We start from the raw sequence: 17,683 nt of genomic DNA, 5'->3' as shown, positions 1-17,683 counted from the left end.
GTGTCAATAAAACACAATTGCCGAAATGTGTATAAACAACACATTTAAAGCGCCGAAGAATTCACGCTTTTCCCTGGTGCGGCGCAGCACCATAAAGGGTTTTGTTTTGAACAAATATTGCACTATCGAAGTGAGTCAGAAGAACTTGGCATGCATATTGGTTGCTTTCGATGCCGAATATCCTCAACGCACCGCAACAGGAAAATTCTGAACGTTACGCATTTCGGTTGGAAACGCGTTCCCTGCGTATGATGTTCACGTTGCCACCATGCATGGGGGGAGGCCAACGTCGGTTGCTTGCCTACAACACAAAACGAGGGAAACCGGCTCATCCATCCGGTCATCGGATGCGGCCTTTCCTGCCGGTCCGGGTGGCCGATGCCTTATACTGGCGCCTGTACCGATCTGCCGCCGCCGGCACGGCGCCCGTCCGGCGCCGCCGCGCGCCGGCCCACCAATCATCATGCTGCGAATTAACGAACTCAAACTGCCCCTGAATCACCCCGACCACGCCCTGCGCGACGCCATCGTCGGCCGGCTTGGCATCGCCGGCGACGACCTGATCGACTTCACGGTCTACAAGCGCAGCTACGACGCGCGCAAGAAGACCGCCATCGTCCTGATCTACGCCCTCGACGTGGAAGTCCGCGACGAGGCGGCCGTGCTGGCCCGGCTGGCGCGCGATCCGCACATCGTCCCGGCGCCCGACACCGGCTACAAGTTCGTGACCAAGGCCCTGCCCGCACCGGGCACGCCGCGGCCGGTGATCGTGGGCATGGGTCCGTGCGGACTGTTCGTGGCGCTGATCCTGGCCCAGATGGGCTTCAAGCCGCTCGTGCTGGAACGCGGCAAGATCGTGCGCGAGCGTACCGTCGACACCTTCGGCTTCTGGCGCAAGCGCAAGCTGAACACGGAATCGAACGTGCAGTTCGGCGAAGGCGGCGCCGGCACCTTCTCGGACGGCAAGCTGTACAGCCAGGTCAAGGATCCGAAACACTATGGCCGCAAGGTCCTGAACGAATTCGTGAAGTCGGGCGCGCCGGAAGAAATCCTGTACGTCAGCAAGCCGCACATCGGTACGTTCCGTCTGGTGAAAATGGTGGAACAGATGCGCGCGGAAATCCTCGCGCTGGGCGGGGAAATCCGCTTCGAGACGCGCGTGGAAGACGTGCTGATCGAGGGGGAAGGCAACGCGCGCCAGGTCGTGGGCGTCAAGCTGCATACGGGCGAGACCATGCCGACCCGCCACCTCGTGATGGCCGTCGGGCACAGCGCGCGCGACACGTTCGAGATGCTGTACGACCGCGGCGTGTATGTCGAAGCAAAACCGTTCTCGATCGGCTTCCGCGTCGAGCACCCGCAATCGCTGATCGACGTCTGCCGCTTCGGCCCGAACGCCGGCAACAAGATCCTCGGCGCGGCCGACTACAAGATCGTCCACCATGCTTCCAACGGCCGCAGCGTGTACAGCTTCTGCATGTGCCCGGGCGGTACCGTCGTGGCCGCCTCGTCCGAGGAAGGCCGCGTCGTCACGAACGGCATGAGCCAGTATTCCCGCGCCGAGCGCAATGCCAACAGCGCGGTCGTCGTCGGCATCACCCCGGCCGACTATCCGGGCCATCCGCTGGCCGGCATCGCCTTCCAGCGCGAACTGGAATCGCGCGCCTTCGTGCTGGGCGGCAGCAATTACGATGCCCCAGGCCAGTTGATGGGCGACTTCGTGCGCGGCGTGCCGTCGAAAGAATTCGGCAGCGTGACGCCATCGTTCAAGCCGGCCGTGCACCTGACCGATCTCGCCCCGGCCCTGCCCGACTATGCCACCGTCGCGCTGCGCGAAGCCTTCGTCGCATTCGACAAGCAGATCAAGGGTTACTACAAGGAAGACGCCGTGCTGACCGGCGTCGAGACCCGCACGTCGTCGCCGATCCGCATCAAGCGCCACGACGACAACCTGCAGAGCCTGAACACGGCAGGGCTGTATCCGGCCGGCGAAGGCGCCGGCTACGCGGGCGGCATCATGTCGGCTGCGATCGATGGCATCCGCGTCGCGGAAGCCGTCGCACTGGCCATGGTCGGCTGATCTTCCACTGCCTCATCCCCGGCGCCGGTCGCACGGCCGGCGCGCGCCCGCATGGCCGAAACAACGTATTTCCGCCAATTGAGACATATGTACAAAAACATGTCGTACATACATACTTAATTTCACAAAGAAATATTGTTTCAGATTCTTACAAGCGCTAATGCAAATCTGTCTGTTTTTGACGTAATTACACCACAAATTTGCGCGAATTTTAGTTTCTGTGGTGTATGTTTACTGTTCTTGAAATATTGGCGATCCACTATTTCAAACTTGTAACCTACAAAAACAGGAACCAAGAGATGCTCACAGAAAAAACCATGGCGCGCACCCTGCGCCTCGTATTCTCCGGCACGACGCTGGCAGCCGGCTTCGGTTTTGCCGGCACCGCCCTGGCACAAACCCAGGAAGTGCAACAGGCGCCGATCGCGCGTGTGGAAATCACCGGCTCGGCGATCAAGCGTATCGATGCGGAAACGGCCGTACCCGTTACCGTGCTTCGTGTCGAAGACCTGAAGAAGGAAGGTCTCACCACCATCGAACAGGTGATGTCGAACCTGAGCGTCTCGCAAGCCCAGCAAGGCACCAGCCAGTCGGTCGGTTCCAGCACGGGCGGCGCATCGTTCGCCAACCTGCGCGGCATCGGTCAGAACAAGACCCTGGTGCTGCTGAACGGCCGCCGCCTGGCGAACAACGCCTACGACAGCTCGGCACCGGACCTGAACATGATCCCGTTCGCCGCGCTCGAGCGCGTCGAAGTGCTGCGCGACGGCGCATCGTCGCTGTACGGCTCCGACGCCGTGGGCGGCGTGATCAACTTCATCACGAAGAAAAACTACCAGGGCGGCAGTGCCACCTTCGGCGAAGACGTCCCGTCGCATGGCGGCGGCCGTTCGATCAACGCGAACGTCGCGCTGGGCTGGGGTGACCTGGATACGCAGGGCTGGAACATCTCGGCCGTGATCGACCACCAGGAACAGTACCCGCTGACCGGCACCGACCGCTCGTACAACACCCGTTACCCGGGCGGCCTGTCGACGTCGACCTTCCCGGCCAACTACTACCAGGGCGGCGACAGCGTCAACCCGGCCGGCCCGGGCTGCACGACCGGCGTGCACACGATCCCGGACGGCGGTTCCGGCTGCATCATGACGACCTCGTCGTTCGTCGACTACATCCCGCGCAACATCCGCGACTCCGGCCTGATCCGCGGCACCCTGAAACTGGGCCAGCACGAACTGGGCGTCGAGTACCTGACGAGCCAGAGCGTCGTGGGCACCACCATCGCCCAGGTCCCGTACGGCGGCCTGTACATGAACCGCCTGCGCCCGGACGGCACGGCCAACCCGTACTACCCGGCCGGCCTGGACCCGACCTACACCGAACCGTTCATGCCGGCCGGCGTGAAGCCGGGCTTCGCGCACGTGAAATGGCGCGACATCCCGAACGGCGTGCGCCAGGACAAGAACACGAACCGCCAGCAACGCCTGGTCGTCTCGCTCAACGGCAACGTCGCCGGTTGGGACTATGACGGCGCCGTCTCGTGGAACGAGAACCGCGTGCAGGAGCAGCTGTTCGGCTACAGCGACGGCGGCCTCATCACCCAAGGCGTCCGCGACGGCATCATCAACCCGTTCGGCGAACAGTCCGCCGCCGGCACCGCACTGCTGAACTCGGCCGCACTGTCGGGCACCATCCAGACCGCGCGCGGCCAGACCACGGGCCTCGACTTCCACGCCAGCCGCGAGCTGGGCGACTGGCTGAACGCCGGCCGCGGCGCCGCCGTGGCGCTGGGCGCGCAAACGACGTACGACAAGTTCACGAGCGCCGCGAATACCGAGTTCGCCGAGAAGGTCGTCGCTTCGACCGGTATCGACCCGAACACGCTCAACTCGGGCTCGCGTCACACGTACGCCGTCTACGGCGAACTGAACGTGCCGATCCTCAAGACCCTGGACGTGACGGGCTCGGTCCGCTACGACAAGTACAGCGACTTCGGCAACACGACGAACCCGAAAGTGTCGTTCCGCTGGCAGCCGACGCAGGCCGTGCTGGTGCGTGGTTCGTACTCGACCGGCTTCCGTGCCCCGTCGCTGTACGACATCCACTCGGCCCAGACCTTCACCAACAGCGCCGGCACGTATGACGACCCGGTCAACTGCCCGGGCGGTAACCCGCTGCCTGGCCACTCGCGCGCCGCGAACTGCGGCCAGCAGTTCCAGGTGCTGGGTGGCGGCAACCCCGCGTTGCAGCCCGAGAAGTCGAAGAACGCCACGCTGGGCATCATGATCGAGCCGCTGAAAGGCCTGAGCGTCGGCGTCGACATCTGGGCCCTGAAGCTGGACCACCAGATCGGCGTGCTGAGCCTGGACGACATCTTCGCCGACAACGTCAAGTACGGCTCCCGGTACCACCGCAACCCGGCCGGCGAACTGTCGGTGGACGGTTCGCAGTGCCCGAATCCGGCGACCTGCGGCTACATCGAGCGCCTGAACGAGAACCTGGGCGGCATCATCACCAACGGTATCGACCTGTCGGCCAACTACCGCCTGCGCAGCGCCGGCTACGGCACGTTCTCGTTCGCGTCGAACACGACCTACGTCCACAGGTACGAGTACCAGAACACGGAAGGCGGCGAGTGGCACCAGAACGTCGGCGTGTACTCGGGCACGGGTCCGGTGTTCCGCTGGCAGTCGACCAACAACGTGGTGTGGAACCGCGACGCCTGGTCGGCCGGCCTGACCGCCCGCTACAAGAGCGGCTACATCGACCAGGATCCGACCAACCACGTCGCCTCCTACACGACGTTCGACCTGTTCGGCGCATGGCAGCAGAAGAAGGGCCTGGGCCTGACCGTCGGCGTGCGCAACCTGCTGGACAAGGATCCGCCGCTGTCGTACCAGGACTACACGTTCCAGGCCGGCTACGATCCGCGTTACACGGATCCGCTGGGCCGCACCTTCTACGCGCGCGTGAACTACACGTTCTAAGCTGAACCGCTCGCAGAAGACGAAACGCCCGGTGCAGCGCGCACCGGGCGTTTTTTTATAGCCAGCCGGCCTTCTTGAAGAGCCGGTACAGGTAGGCGCACACGCCGACCATGACGGCGAGCGCCATCGGATAGCCCCACTTCCACTCCAGCTCGGGCATGTACTTGAAATTCATGCCCCACACGCCCGCGAACGCCGTGAACACGGCGAAGATCGCGGCCCACGCGGCCAGGCGTTTGTTCACTTCGCTCTCGTCGATCGAGACCATCGACAGGTTCACCTGGATCGCGGTGCTGATCGTGTCGCGGATCGCGTCGAGGCGCCCGGCGATACGGATCAGGTGGTCGTGCACGTCGCGGAAATAATCCTCGGTGCCCTGCACGAGCGGCGGGACGCGGCCGCCGTGCAGCCGGCCGATCGCTTCCAGCAGCGGGAACACGGCGTGGCGCAGCACGAGCCCCTTGCGCTTCAATTGGTACAGGCGCTCGACGTTCTCGCGCTGGGCGCCGTGCGTGAAAATGCGGTCCTCGACGGTTTCGAGTTCGGATTCGAGCATGTCGACGACGGGGAAGTAGCGGTCGACGACGGCGTCCATCAGCGCGTATATGACGAAGGCCGAACCCATCTTCAGCAGATGCGGTTCGCGCTCGGCGCGCGCACGCACGCCCAAAAAGCCCTTGGCGGAATCGCGCCGCACGGACAGCACGTAGTTCGTGCCGGCGAAGATCGCCAGCTCGCCGGTGGCAATGTGGTCGCCGTCGACGAGGTCGAGCATGTGCACGACGGTGAACAGGCAGTCGCCGTATTCCTCGATCTTGGGGCGCTGGTGGCCGCGCGCGGCATCTTCCACGGCCAGTTCGTGCAGGCTGAACTCTTCCTTCATCTGCGCCATTTCGGCGTCGGTGGCGTCGCGCAGCGCAACCCAGACGAAGCAGCCGGGTTTGCAGAGGTAGTCGCTGATGTCCTCGACGGGGATGTCGGACAGCTTCTTGCCTTCCTGGTAGGCGACACAGTTGATCAGCATGTCATCGAAACGTTGTTGCTAGGATGACAGAGCTTACACCATGGGCGCTACCGTATGCGTTTTCGAATAAGGTCCCCCGGACCTTACGCGTTTTCGAATAAGGTCCCCCGGACCTTATTCGTCCTTTGCCCCATCAATGCCGAGCTCGGCAATCTTGCGCGTGATCGTATTGCGTCCGATCCCGAGCCGGATCGCCGCGTCGTTCTTGCGGCCGTGCGTGTGCTTCAGTGCCGTGCGGATCAGTGCGGATTCGAACTGGCGGCCCAGCACGTCCATCACCTCCACCTGCCCTTCCGACAGCATGCGCGCGGCCTGCAGTTCCAGCAGGCCGATCCAGCCGTCGGCGCCGTTCGGCAGCGCGCCCGGTTCGGCGTGGTGCACGATGCTGGAAGACGGCGCCGCCAGCGAGACGGTGCCCACGCCCGAACTGATGCCGACGGCGAACCCGTTGCCGCCGGCCGGCACGGGTTGCGCCTGGGTCAGGTCGCGCGGCAGGTCCTTCACTTCGACCGTCTGCCCCGGCGCCATCACCGTGATCCAGTTGCACAGGTTTTCCAGCTGGCGCACGTTGCCGGGAAGTTCCAGGCCGGTGAGGAAGCGCAGCGCTTCGTCGCTCATGCGCTTGGTCTCGACGCCCAATTGGCGTGCACTCTGCACCAGGAAGTGGCGCACCAGAATGGGGATGTCTTCGCGCCGCTCGCGCAGGCTGGGCAGGCGCAGGCGGATCACGTTCAGGCGGTGGTACAAGTCTTCGCGGAACAGGCCGTCGCGCACGCGCTGTTCCAGGTTCTGGTGCGTCGCCGCGATCACGCGCACGTTGGCCTTCACCGGCTGGTGGCCGCCCACGCGATAAAAATGGCCGTCGGACAGCACGCGCAGCAAGCGCGTCTGCAGGTCGAACGGCATGTCGCCGATCTCGTCGAGGAACAGGGTGCCGTTCTCGGCCTGCTCGAAGCGGCCGCGCCGCATCGCCTGCGCGCCGGTGAACGCGCCGCGCTCGTGGCCGAACAGTTCGGATTCCAGCAGGTCTTTCGGGATCGCGGCCGTGTTGAGCGCGATGAACGGCTGCTGCGCGCGCGGGCTGTGCTTGTGCAGGGCGCGCGCGACGAGTTCCTTGCCGGTGCCCGATTCGCCCGTGATGAGCACCGTCACGTTCGACTGCGACAGGCGGCCGATGGCGCGGAAGACTTCCTGCATCGCGGGCGCCTGGCCCAGGATCTCGGGGGTTTCGGACGGCGCGATGTCGACGCTGGTCTCGCGCAGGCTCTCCTCGAGCGCGCGGCGGATCAGGGCGACGGCCTTGTCGATGTCGAACGGCTTGGCCAGGTATTCGAAGGCGCCGCCCTGGAACGAGGCGACGGCGGAGTCGAGGTCGGAAAAGGCGGTGATGACGATGACCGGCAGGCCGGGATGGCGTTCCTTGACGGCCGCCAGCAGGTCCAGGCCCGATTCGCCCGGCATGCGGATGTCGGACACCAGCACCTGCGGCGTGTCCGTTTCGAATGCCGCCAGCGCTTCGCGGCCGCTGGCAAAACTCCGGGTGGCGAGGTTCTCGCGCGCCAGGGCCTTTTCCAGCACCCAGCGGATCGATGCATCGTCGTCGACAATCCAGATTGGTTTCATGTATTTCTACTTCCCGCGAAGGTTCAAGGGGGATTGCCGGGTACGCCCCTCGTCTTCACCCGCTTATGGCAGGGGAATCAGGATGCGGAAATCCGTCAATCCAGGCCGGCTCTCGCACTCGACCAGGCCCAGGTGCTGTTGCACGAAGGTCTGTGCCAAGGTCAGCCCGAGACCGCTGCCGCCTTCGCGCCCGGAGACGAGCGGATAGAAGATGCGGTCGCGGATATCGGGGGCGATGCCAGGTCCGTTGTCGATGATATGCAAGTCTAATGCCAGGCCGTAACGGACCTTCGCCAGCGTCACCTGGCGCGCCACGCGCGTGCGCAGGACGATCTCGGCGTCGCCCGCCGCGATGCGCGCGCGCAGGGCCTGGGCGGCGTTGTGGACGATGTTCAGGACCGCCTGGATCAGTTGTTCCTTGTCGCCGCGGAACTCGGGAATCGACGCATCGTAATCGCGCCGGATCGCGAGGCCCGACGGGAATTCGGCCAGCACGAGGCTGCGCACGCGCTCGCACACTTCGTGGATGTTGACGTCGCCCACGATGTGCGGGCGGCGGTGCGGCGCCAGCAGGCGGTCGACGAGCGTCTGCAGCCGGTCGGCCTCCTTGATGATCACCTGCGTGTATTCGCGCAGCGAACTCAGGTGCACGTCCGGCAGTTCCAGCTCCAGCAGCTGGGCCGCGCCGCGGATGCCGCCCAGCGGGTTCTTGATCTCGTGGGCGAGATTACGGATGAGTTCCTTGTTGGCCAGGCTCTGGTCGAGCAGGCGCTCCTCGCGGTCGGTCTTCAGTTGCTGGACGTTCTCGCGCAGCTCGACGACGACCTCGGCCTCGCCCGCCGCGCTGACGATGCTGTGCACGTGCAGCGGGTCGCGCGCGGGGCGGAACAGCGTCAGGTCCTGGCGCAGGTCGGCATACTTGTGGGCGATCGCCTGTTCGCACAGGACACCCAGTTCGTCGCCGTTCGTGAACAACCCGACCAGCTTCTGCCGCGACAGCGCTTTGGCTGACATGTCGAGCAGGTGCTCGGCGGCCGGGTTGGCGTAGCGAACGAGCCCATCGGCATCCGCCACCAGCACGGCGGAGGCGAGCATGTCGAGGCCTGCGAAACGGTCGTGCTGGAGAAGTTGGGCCGATGTCCCGTTCATGTCATTTGATGTTGGCGATCTCGCGCTTGAGCGCTTCCACGTTCTTTTCGCTGCGGCCGATGTTGTCGCGCATCTGGGCCACGCGTTCCTGGTACTTCGCGTAATTCTTTTCGTTGCCCTGGCGTTCCGGCTCACCGTTGTTATAGTCGCGCTTCAGGTCCGCCAGCTTGCGCTCCTCGGCACGCAACTCGTCCTCGAGGATCGTGCGGCGGTCGTCGTCGCGCGCCTTCTGCGTGGCCGTGTCCACCCGCGGGAAGCCGGCGGGATTCGGACTCGCGGCCGCGGGGCGCCCTGCGCCCTGGCGCATCGCCACAGCGGGCGCGGCGCGCGGCGCCGGTGCGGGCGTGGATGCGACATAACCCGGCAGGTCGAGCACCTTGCAGCCCGGTTTATTGATGTCGGTGAACTCCACCCGGCCGTTCTGGTCGACGCATTTGTAGATGACGGAATCGGCCCGCGCCTCGTGCGCGGCAAGTCCTGCGAGCAACAACAGACGCAGGAGGAAGCAGCTTGTCATTCGCATCAGGTCAGTCTGGATGCATGGTTGGGAAGCTTCCGACTATACCCCATCCAGTAAAAAACGCGAGGCAGCCGGCTGGCTTTCCCCGCGTTTTCGTTACCGTGTGGATACACTCCGGTGTCAATCGCTTTCAATGTGACACCGGGTGATGCCAACGAATTACGACGAGTAGTACATGTCGAATTCGGCCGGGTGCGGGGTCATGCGCAGACGCTGGACTTCCTGCATCTTCAGGTCGATGTAGGCGTCGAGCATGGCATCGCTGAACACGCCGCCGCGGGTCAGGAACTCGCGGTCCTTGTTCAGGGCGTCCAGCGCTTCTTCCAGCGACGAGCAGACCGTCGGGATCAGCTTGTCTTCTTCCGGCGGCAGGTGGTACAGGTCCTTCGTTGCGGCTTCGCCCGGGTGGATCTTGTTCTGGATACCGTCCAGGCCGGCCATCAGCAGGGCTGCGAAGCACAGGTAGACGTTGGCCAGCGGGTCCGGGAAGCGGGTCTCGATGCGGCGGCCTTTCGGGTTCGCCACGTGCGGGATGCGGATCGATGCCGAACGGTTCTTGGCCGAGTAAGCCAGCTTGACCGGGGCTTCGTAGCCCGGCACCAGGCGCTTGTACGAGTTCGTGCCCGGGTTGGTGATGGCGTTCAGGGCCTTGGCGTGCTTGATGATGCCGCCGATGTAGAACAGGGCCGTTTCCGACAGGCCGGCATAGCCGTCGCCGGCGAACAGGTTCTTGCCGTCTTTCCAGATCGACTGGTGGACGTGCATGCCCGAGCCGTTGTCGCCGTTCATCGGCTTCGGCATGAAGGTGGCGGTCTTGCCGTAGCTGTGGGCCACGTTCCAGATCACGTACTTCAGGTTCTGCGTCCAGTCGGCGCGCTCGACCAGGGTCGAGAACTTGGTGCCCAGCTCCATCTGGCCGGCGCCCGCCACTTCATGGTGGTGCACTTCGACCGGGATGCCCAGCGATTCGAGGATCAGCGAGATTTCCGAACGCATGTCCTGGAAGCTGTCGACCGGCGGGACCGGGAAGTAGCCGCCCTTGACGGTCGGACGGTGGCCGCTGTTGCCGCCTTCGAATTCCTTGTCGGTCGACCAGGAAGCTTCTTCCGAATCGATCTTGACGAAGCAGCCCGACATGTCGACTTTCCAGCGGACGGAGTCGAAAATGAAGAATTCCGGTTCCGGGCCGAAGTAGGCGGTGTCGCCGATGCCCGACGATTTCAGGTAGGCTTCGGCGCGCTTGGCGATGGAACGCGGGTCGCGGTCATAGCCCTTGCCGTCCGACGGTTCGATCACGTCGCACTGCATGAACACGGTCGTCTCTTCAAAGAACGGGTCGATGTTCGCGGTGTTCGGGTCAGGGATCAGCAGCATGTCCGATGCTTCGATGCCTTTCCAGCCGGCGATCGACGAGCCGTCGAATGCGTGGCCGGATTCGAACTTGTCTTCGTCGAAGTGCGAGATGGGAACGGTCACGTGCTGTTCCTTGCCGCGGGTATCGGCGAAACGCAAATCAACGAACTTGACTTCGTTGTCCTTCAGCATCTGCATTACATCTGCGGCGGTCCTTGCCATTCCAGTATCTCCTAAGTCAAAAAGGGGTGTCGATGCCAACCGGGCATGCGACAGGCGCATAACCTTCTAAGCAGAAATTATGCCAGCATTTTTCCATGAGCAAATAAATAATGATTACTTTGAGGGCGCTCAATTTGCCCCTTAAAATCAATGACACCTTAAGCGTGCACGATCTTGGCGCAAGCTCGTCCATACGCACCAAACAAGTGCAATTTTTCGAGTATGCACCAAACTGATGCGCAATGCACCAAAAGTGCGAGCCCTAGCTTAGCAACGACCCGCGACGGTGCGCAACCACCCTACAAGGAATTGATGACATGACTACGACCGACGAGATCCTCGCGAACGCCAGGGCCCGCGCGCCCGGCCAGCCGTACGCGGGCGCCGTCACGCCCCAGGAAGCGTTCGAACTCCTGCAAGCGGACCCCAGGGTGAAACTGGTCGACGTGCGCACGAATGCGGAGCGCGACTGGGTCGGCCGCCCCGCGATCCCGGAAACCCAGCACGGCGCCGTGCAATGGACGTTGTACCCCGGTGGTGCGCCGAACCCCGATTTCGCGACCCAGCTGCAGAACGTGGCCACCCCGGACGACGTCGTGCTGTTCCTGTGCCGTTCCGGCGTGCGTTCGCGCCACGCCGCGCGCACCGCCACGGAACTGGGCTACCAGAATGCGTTCGACATCCTGGAAGGCTTCGAGGGCGACCGCGATCCGGAAGGCCACCGCAAGACGGTCGGCGGCTGGTGCAAGGCCGGCCTGCCCTGGATCGGCGCCTGAACTTTTCGCTCGTCTCCCGGTCGCACGTGAGAATCGCAGAGATTCGCAACGGTGCGCGCGTGCTAGCATGCGGGCTCACTGCTGACCTGGAGATGTAGCCATGACGACCCCATCCGCTGTCCCTGCCCGCCTGCGCGTGCGCCTCGTGTGCGCGGGTGTCGCGGCGCTGCTGTGCGCGTGCGGTCCCGGCGGGCCGAAGCGCGAGACGGACGACGGCGACGGCGGCGATTCCGGGCCGAGCACGGGGATCAGCGTGCTGGCCGGCGATGCCGCCACCGGCGGCACTGCGGACAAGAAAGGCACGGCGGCCCGCTTCAACACGCCGCGCGGCCTGGCCGTCGACACCAACGACAACGTGTACGTGGCGGACGAAGGCAACCTCACGATCCGCAAGATCGCTCCGGACGGCACGGTCAGCCTGTTCGCCGGCCTGGCGGGCGCCAGCGGCACGGCCGACGGCAAGGGCAACCGCGCCCGCTTCACACAGCCGACGGCCATCACGATCGACGGCAGCGGCGACCTGTACGTCCTGGACGGCGCGACCATCCGCAAGATCACGTCGGACGGCACCGTCACCACCGTGACCCGGCTCTCGTTCGGCAATTTCGGCATCGACCCGCAGAACATCCCGGCCGGGATCGCGGCCGACAACGACGGCAACCTGTACGTCACGTCGGGCGTCGACACGCGCCGCATCCCGATCGCGAATCCGAACCGCGCCACGACGCTCGAAACGGGCGCCGTCGCGCCCATCTACGGCACGGGCCAGCTGGTGCCGCGCGGCGTGGTCGTCGATCCCGACGGCACCGTGTACGTGGCCGACCTGTTTCGCACGCTCAGCCGTGCGACGTCCGGCGCCACCGCGCTCACGACCTTCGTCGGCGCGCGCAACCAGGCCGGCAACGCCGACGGCAATGCGTCGACTGCCCGCTTCCAGCAGCTGATCGCGCTTGCCATCGACAAGAACGGCAATCTGTACGGCGCCGATGCCATCAACAACACGGTGCGCAAGATCACGACGCCGGACGGCATCGTCGCGACGCCCGCCGGCCTGGCCGCGTCGACGACGCTGCGGACCGGCAAGCTGCCCGGCAGCTTCGCGCAGCTGCGCGGTATCGCGGTCGACGGCAGCGGCACGTTGTACGCGACGTCGGGCAATGCGGTCGTGAAGATCGTGTTGCCGTAATTACGCGGCGTTCTTCGCGGCCAGCGCGATCCGCACGCGCTGGCGCACGAAGTTGATGTGGCTGCGCAGGCCATATAACGCATCCGCGTACGCGAGCGGGATCGAGATGTGGTTGACGCGCTGCTCGATACCGTCGAGGCGGCGCAGCAGCTCCTCCCGTGCCTCGTCGCGGTGCTCGTCCTTCGCGTTTTCCAGCGCCTGCTCGACGGCGCGCAACTCGCCGTACCAGCGGTACACACGCGAGCGGATGCGCCACACGTACAGCGGCGGCACGATCTTCGACAGCGGAATGATCAGCGCCGCCAGCGCCACCACGACGACCCACAGCCGGTCGAACAGGTTCGCCAGCCAGAACGACAGGTAGCGCTGCAGGAACGGCGGACCGTCGCGATAGTATTTCGCCGCCTCCCGCGCCACCGGGATCTCCGTATAGCGCGGCGACGGGAATTGGCCCTGCTGCTGGAACCAGCCCGTCCCGCCATGAATCTCCGTGGCCGCCTTGACGAATAAATCGATCAGCGCGGGATGCAGGTCCTCGCGCGCGACCAGCGTGGCCGTGGGCGCGATCAAATGAAAATCCTGGGCCGGGATGTCGCGTCCGAGGTCGACGATTCCGCGCGGCAGCACGACGTGCGTGAGGAACGGCAGCCGGCGCGTGTACGCCTCCGCCTGGCGGAAGTTAAACAGGCGGATGCCCGGCGTCTGCAGCAGCATCTGGATCAACGGCGCTTCCGGTGCGGAGCTGAACACGAGGCCATCGATATGCCCCGCCAGCAACTCCACGGTGGCGGGCGTGTTCTCGAGCGCGGAGAGCTTCAGCTGGCGCGGCTCCAGGCCGTTCACGGCGAGGACCTGGCGGAACAGCTTCGGCACGCCCGTCCCTTCCGGTCCGAGGTTGATGCGCAGGCCTTTCAGCTGCACGATGCTGTCCATGTCGCGCTTGCGGCCGTGCGCATCGCGCTCGCGCAGGAATAGCCAGACGGGTTCCGTGAACAGGCTGCCCAGCGACACGAGGCCGCGCCGCTCGGCCTGTGCCTCGCTCGTCGACCCGCTCTGCACGAACGCGATATCGGCCTTGCCTTCGATGAGGCGCTGCAGGTTGTCTTCCGATCCCAGCGTGCGCTGGGCATCGACCTTGATGCCGTCGCGGGCGAGGATGGTCGCGTACTTGCGGCCGAATTCCTCGTACGCGCTGTTCTCCTGCCCCGTCGCGAGGATCACGTGGCGCGGCGGCGCGGGGTCGACGACGATGTACGCGACGATGCACGCGGCCAGCACGAGCACGGCCGTCGGCGCGACCGCCACCAGCAGGTCGCGCAACGAGACGAGACTGAATTTACGCAGCGGGAGCCGCTTCATGCGGCCCGGCTCACAGCAGCACGTCTTCCACGGCGGCCGGCTTCGGACGGGCTGCGCGTTCAACCTTCGGCGGCGGTGCCTCCGGATCGTCGCGCTTGACCGCCGGCTTGTGCGGCGCCGGCTTCGACGGCGTGTCGACGCCGGCCTTGCGGACGCCGACCGCTTTCGGATGATCTTCCGCGGCCGGCTTCTCGGCGGCCTTCACCGCCGGCTTGGCAACCGGTTTCGCAACCGGCTTCGCGACCGGTTCCTCGACGGCCGGGGCCTCCACGGGCGGCGCTGCATCGGCCGGCACGGGCTGCTCGGTATCGCGCGCGACGGCATCCGTCGGGCCCGCCGGCGCCGGCGCGGCACGTTCGACGTGCAGGCCCGGGATGGTGACCGTGTCCTGGTGCTGGATCATCGGCATCAGGCTCGGCGCCAGCTTCACGAGCAGTTGCACGGGCAGCGCGCTGGTGAAGTCGTAGTGCGCGGAATCCGGGCCGTGGACGTACGCCGTCATGCTGCCGAAGAAGCGCTCGCCGATGTTGAACACGAACGTGGCCGAACGGTTCACGTAGCGCGATTCGATCAGGCGGTGGCCGGCGCCGTAGACGTCGAAGCGCTGGTCGCCGGTACCCGTCTTGCCGCCCAGCGCGATCACGCTGCCGTCGTCCTTGACGAACGCGGTCTTGGCACGCTTCGCGGTACCTTCCTGCACGACGCCGCGGATGGCGTTGACGACGGCGCGCGCCACCTGGGGGTTCAGCACCTGCTCGCCCTTCTCCGCATTGCCGCGCTTGACGACGGTCTCGTACGGCGTGTCCTTGGCGAAGTGCAGCGAGTCGATGCGCTGCGTGGGCTTGCGCACGCCGCCGTTGATGAGGATGCCCATCAGCTCGGCCAGCGCGATCGGACGGTCGGCCGACGCGCCCAGCGTGGTCGCGTACGACGGCACGAGCGAGTCGAACGGATAGCCCATCTTCTTCCACTGCGCGTGGATCTTGAGGAAGGCTTCCACTTCGATCAGGCCGGCGATGCGCTTGTCCTGGGCATGCTTGCGGTGCGTCTTGAACAACCACGAATACACTTCCTGGCGTTCCTTCGTCGATGCGCCGACGACTTCGTCCCAGCCCGCTTTCGGATGGGTGCGCAGGTAGCCCACGAGCCACAGTTCGAGCGGGTGCACGGAGGCGACGTAGCCGCGGTCGGCCAGCGACATGTTCGCGACGGCGTACTGGTCGTACATCTTGGCGATGCGCTCGTCGTCGACCTCGGCGTCGGCCGGCAGGTACTTGTGGAGGAACTTGCCGAATTCGGCCAGCGACGCGTCCGGGTAGATCGTGCGGTGCACGGCCGCGACCTTCGACGCCCGGATGCGCACGCCCTGCATCAGCGCCGTCTCGACCTCGTCCCAGTTCTTGCCGCGGTACTTGTTCCAGAAGCGGGCCAGGAAATCCTTGCCTTCGCGGTCGGCGAAGCGCGACAGATACTCCGCGCGGCGCGGATCGTCGGCGTCGGCCAGCAGTTGCGCGGACGAGCCGGGCAGCTGGAACATGTAGTAGCGCACGACGTCGCGCATCAGGCGCACGAACACGAGGTTCGTCGAGTTCTGCAGCGCCTGCTGCACGGTGAGGATGCGGCTGTCGTCCAGCTTGCTGAAGTTGCCGAAGATGTGCACGCCGCCGCCCGTGAAGAACGCTTCGCCCGGGTTGCCCGAATACTTGCGCTCCATGGCCGCGCCCAGCATCGGCACGAGACCGCGGTCGGCGCCGTCCGGCAAGGTCTGGAAGTAGTCGACGGCCCACTGGGTCAGGCGGTCCTTCGGATCGACCTTGACCTGGGCGAGCTCCGCTTTCGACATCGGCTCGTAGCGCTGGTGCAGCTGGTCGACGATGTCGAGGTAGGTCGTCAGGGTGCGCAGCTTCGCGGTCGAACCGAGGTCGAGCTTGGCGCCCTCGTTGATGTCGAGCGGCTGGTCGTAGTTGTCGGTCTGGACGCGCAGGTAGTTGACCTTGTCGCCCCGCTCCATCAGCGTGAAGCTGTACACGACCTTGGACGGGTCGCCGTTGCCCAGCATGCCCTTGCCCGTCAGGCCCGCTTCCGCGGCCGCTTCGTTGTCGGTCAGCTTGCGCAAGGTGGCCGTCACGGCCTTCTGCGCGTCCGAATTCAAGGTCGTCACCACCGACAGGTCGAGGCGGTCGAGGTTGTACAGGCGGGAGTCGCCCAGCAGGTTGGCGAGATGGTTGCGCACGGCGTTGGCGGCCTTGCGCGTGACGAACGTGTTCGCGGGCGGCGGTGCGACGCCGGAACCGAGTGCCGGATGCAGCACGGTGGCGATGGCCACGTCGCGCAGCGCGGGCGAAATGACGCCGGCCTGCGCGAGCACGCGCAGGTGCGAGTTCGTGAGGATTTCCAGGTCCTTCTCGCCGGCGCCCAGGTAGTACGCGGGGCGGCGCTGCGCGATCATCAGCGACAGCGCTTCCTTGTACACCAATGCGAATTCGGGCGTGAGCTGCTTACTCGAGAGGATGCGGTTCACTTCCGCGAAATCGCGGCCGTACCAGACCCACATGCCGTCGCCGATGCCGTTCACCTCGCCGTAGCCGAGCTTGGCCGACAGCGGCACGGTGTTCAGGTATTCGAGCACGATGCGGCGCCGGGTCGGGCCCGTGTTCTCGCCGCCCAGGTAGGAACGCAGCGTGGCCGACGCCATCTGGCGCAGCTTGTCGCCCAGCGAGGCCGTGCGGCCTTCCGGCGAGTGGCGGTATTTTTCGATCTGCGTGGCGAGCGTGCTGCCGCCGGCGACGCGGCCGCCGCTGCCCAGGCCGATCGAGTGCAAGGTCTTGTCGAACACGGCTTTCGAGAAGCGGTCCCATTCGACGGCCGGGTTACGCTTCGGATACGTCGTGTCGAGCAGTTCGCGGTTCTCGATGAACAGCAGGCTCTTCACGAGCAGCTGCGGCGTGGCGTCGAACTTGTCGTACAGGCGCTCGGGGAAGCGGGCCGAGAACAGCGGCTCGCCGCTGTAGTCGAGGATGTCGAGGCCGGCACGCGTCTTTTCGTGGTACGTGGCGAACAGGCCCATGTCGGCCAGTTCCAGCATCTTCGGCGACATGCGCGCCTGTTCGACGACGACGTAGTCGCGCGTCTTGAGCTTGGCCAGGTAGTTCGGCAGGTTCGAGTAGCCGAGGCGCTCGTCGTACGGGCTGGCCTGCGGGAAGCGGATCGCGTCGCTCGGGCCCTTGGCCATGCGGTAGTTGAGTTTCTTCGTCAGGCCGGCGAAGAAGTGCGCTTCGAGCGCCGACGTGCGGCTTTCGTAGACGGCCAGGCCGGCCGCACCCGCGACGGCGAGCAGCAGCAGGACGAGGAACGTGCGCTTGACCATGCGCCAGCGGCGCTTGGGCGGCGCCGGCGCATGGTCA

The 17,683-nt window shown here is 65.3% G+C and carries 11 protein-coding genes; 4 read left to right on the top strand and 7 right to left on the bottom strand.

Annotation, left to right across the window (positions count from 1 at the left end; genetic code table 11):
- Window positions 1–463: 463 nt before the first annotated feature.
- The gene (locus ACEN88_RS03870; protein WP_413337484.1) at window positions 464–2,080 is read left to right on the top strand and encodes an NAD(P)/FAD-dependent oxidoreductase; all 1,617 of its coding nucleotides are present in this window, start codon (window positions 464–466) and stop codon (window positions 2,078–2,080) included.
- 299 nt (window positions 2,081–2,379) lie between these two features.
- A complete protein-coding gene (locus ACEN88_RS03865) occupies window positions 2,380–5,067 on the top strand; it encodes a TonB-dependent receptor (RefSeq protein WP_413337483.1) in 2,688 nt (895 codons plus the stop codon).
- 55 nt (window positions 5,068–5,122) lie between these two features.
- Here the strand turns inward: ACEN88_RS03865 and corA are convergent, their stop codons facing one another.
- The 5 genes from corA to glnA form a co-directional block, all read right to left on the bottom strand.
- On the bottom strand, window positions 5,123–6,091 hold the full coding sequence (corA, locus tag ACEN88_RS03860; protein WP_413337482.1) for a magnesium/cobalt transporter CorA: 969 nt from the start codon (window positions 6,089–6,091) through the stop codon (window positions 5,123–5,125).
- 114 nt (window positions 6,092–6,205) lie between these two features.
- A complete protein-coding gene (gene ntrC, locus ACEN88_RS03855; protein WP_413337481.1) occupies window positions 6,206–7,714 on the bottom strand; it encodes a nitrogen regulation protein NR(I) in 1,509 nt (502 codons plus the stop codon).
- Window positions 7,715–7,777: 63 nt separating this feature from the next.
- Entirely contained in the window at window positions 7,778–8,863 is a 1,086-nt protein-coding gene (gene glnL / locus ACEN88_RS03850; RefSeq protein ID WP_413337480.1) for a nitrogen regulation protein NR(II), read from the bottom strand.
- A 1-nt stretch (window position 8,864) separates the two neighbouring features.
- Window positions 8,865–9,386, bottom strand: coding sequence for a DUF4124 domain-containing protein (locus tag ACEN88_RS03845; RefSeq protein WP_413337479.1), 522 nt, complete (start codon window positions 9,384–9,386; stop codon window positions 8,865–8,867).
- Between the two features lie 156 nt (window positions 9,387–9,542).
- Complete coding sequence (gene glnA / locus ACEN88_RS03840) at window positions 9,543–10,958, bottom strand: type I glutamate--ammonia ligase (protein WP_413337478.1); 1,416 nt, start codon at window positions 10,956–10,958, stop codon at window positions 9,543–9,545.
- Between the two features lie 317 nt (window positions 10,959–11,275).
- Between glnA and ACEN88_RS03835 the strand changes: the two genes are divergently transcribed.
- Both ACEN88_RS03835 and ACEN88_RS03830 read left to right on the top strand, forming a co-directional pair.
- The gene (locus ACEN88_RS03835; RefSeq protein ID WP_413337477.1) at window positions 11,276–11,734 is read left to right on the top strand and encodes a rhodanese-like domain-containing protein; all 459 of its coding nucleotides are present in this window, start codon (window positions 11,276–11,278) and stop codon (window positions 11,732–11,734) included.
- Between the two features lie 100 nt (window positions 11,735–11,834).
- Entirely contained in the window at window positions 11,835–12,920 is a 1,086-nt protein-coding gene (locus ACEN88_RS03830; protein ID WP_413337476.1) for a hypothetical protein, read from the top strand.
- On the opposite strand, the gene ACEN88_RS03825 is transcribed toward ACEN88_RS03830, so the two are convergent.
- Together ACEN88_RS03825 and ACEN88_RS03820 are read right to left on the bottom strand one after the other, a co-directional pair.
- On the bottom strand, window positions 12,921–14,279 hold the full coding sequence (locus ACEN88_RS03825) for a TAXI family TRAP transporter solute-binding subunit (protein WP_413337475.1): 1,359 nt from the start codon (window positions 14,277–14,279) through the stop codon (window positions 12,921–12,923).
- Between the two features lie 10 nt (window positions 14,280–14,289).
- Window positions 14,290–17,683: transglycosylase domain-containing protein (locus ACEN88_RS03820; RefSeq protein ID WP_413337474.1), on the bottom strand; the 3,394-nt coding region annotated here is incomplete at its 5' end.

Source organism: Massilia sp. CT11-108 (assembly GCF_047302915.1).
Taxonomy (GTDB): domain Bacteria; phylum Pseudomonadota; class Gammaproteobacteria; order Burkholderiales; family Burkholderiaceae_D; genus Telluria; species Telluria orientalis.
This window is presented reverse-complemented; position numbering and strand designations above follow the sequence as displayed.

Bases quoted from the DNA above. Each gene is read 5' to 3' on its own strand.
- glnA (WP_413337478.1), bottom strand. From the start codon at position 10,958: ATGGCAAGGACCGCCGCAGATGTAATGCAGATGCTGAAGGACAACGAA.
- ACEN88_RS03825 (WP_413337475.1), bottom strand. From the start codon at position 14,279: ATGAAGCGGCTCCCGCTGCGTAAATTCAGTCTCGTCTCGTTGCGCGAC.
- ACEN88_RS03835 (WP_413337477.1), top strand. From the start codon at position 11,276: ATGACTACGACCGACGAGATCCTCGCGAACGCCAGGGCCCGCGCGCCC.
- ACEN88_RS03845 (WP_413337479.1), bottom strand. From the start codon at position 9,386: ATGCGAATGACAAGCTGCTTCCTCCTGCGTCTGTTGTTGCTCGCAGGA.
- glnL (WP_413337480.1), bottom strand. From the start codon at position 8,863: ATGAACGGGACATCGGCCCAACTTCTCCAGCACGACCGTTTCGCAGGC.
- ntrC (WP_413337481.1), bottom strand. From the start codon at position 7,714: ATGAAACCAATCTGGATTGTCGACGACGATGCATCGATCCGCTGGGTG.
- ACEN88_RS03830 (WP_413337476.1), top strand. From the start codon at position 11,835: ATGACGACCCCATCCGCTGTCCCTGCCCGCCTGCGCGTGCGCCTCGTG.
- corA (WP_413337482.1), bottom strand. From the start codon at position 6,091: ATGCTGATCAACTGTGTCGCCTACCAGGAAGGCAAGAAGCTGTCCGAC.
- ACEN88_RS03865 (WP_413337483.1), top strand. From the start codon at position 2,380: ATGCTCACAGAAAAAACCATGGCGCGCACCCTGCGCCTCGTATTCTCC.
- ACEN88_RS03870 (WP_413337484.1), top strand. From the start codon at position 464: ATGCTGCGAATTAACGAACTCAAACTGCCCCTGAATCACCCCGACCAC.